Annotated in this window: 1 pseudogene; it reads left to right on the forward strand. The window is 46.8% G+C overall.

The window, feature by feature from the left end:
• Positions 1-141: 141 nt before the first annotated feature.
• Positions 142-797 (forward strand): annotated as a pseudogene (locus K5R16_RS21980) (AmpG family muropeptide MFS transporter); the annotation flags it as partial.

A 797-nucleotide genomic window follows, 5' to 3' on the forward strand; every position in this document is an offset into this window, starting at 1 on the left:
AATCTCGTGCAGGTATTAACCCCTCCGGCAGTAATCACTATCGTGAAGTAAAAAACATTATTGTGCCCTTGAACCCTGGCACCGTCCTACGTAAGCTAGTTGAACTCATTGTTATTTCCCTACCTTAGGTGGTTCGCCCCCGTGCATTCTTTCTTTTCGCGTTTTAAAGACGCTGCATCAATTTATTGTCATAAACGGGTTCTTATCCTGTTATTGCTCGGTTTTTCCGCAGGCCTACCGTTAATGTTGGTATTCTCAACGTTGTCGTTCTGGCTTCGGGAAGCTGGTGTTGACCGTACAGCAATTGGTTACTTTAGCTGGATAGCACTCGCTTATGGCTTTAAGTGGGCTTGGTCACCACTTGTCGACAGAATGTCGCTTCCTATATTCACTCGACTATTGGGGCGCCGACGCGGCTGGATGATGTTTGCCCAACTTTTACTTGTAGCAGCGATTGTCGGAATGAGTCAAAGTGACCCGTTAGCAGATCTTGAAAGGCTAGCACTATTTGCGCTAATGGTTGCATTTGCCTCTGCTACACAAGATATTGTTATTGACGCATTTCGGATTGAGTCTGCTCCTGTAAAAATGCAGGCGGCACTTGCCGCCGCTTACCAGGTCGGGTACCGCAGCGCCATGATTGTAGCTACAGCAGGTGCATTAACTATTGCTGCTTGGATAGAGCCCAATAGCGAAGCATACAGTTTAACGTCTTGGCAAACCGCATATATAGTGATGGCAGGACTTATGTCTATTGGTATATTAACCACCCTATTTAGCACCGATCCCACGAGACC

This window comes from Shewanella sp. c952, assembly GCF_019654975.1.
Lineage (GTDB): Bacteria > Pseudomonadota > Gammaproteobacteria > Enterobacterales > Shewanellaceae > Shewanella.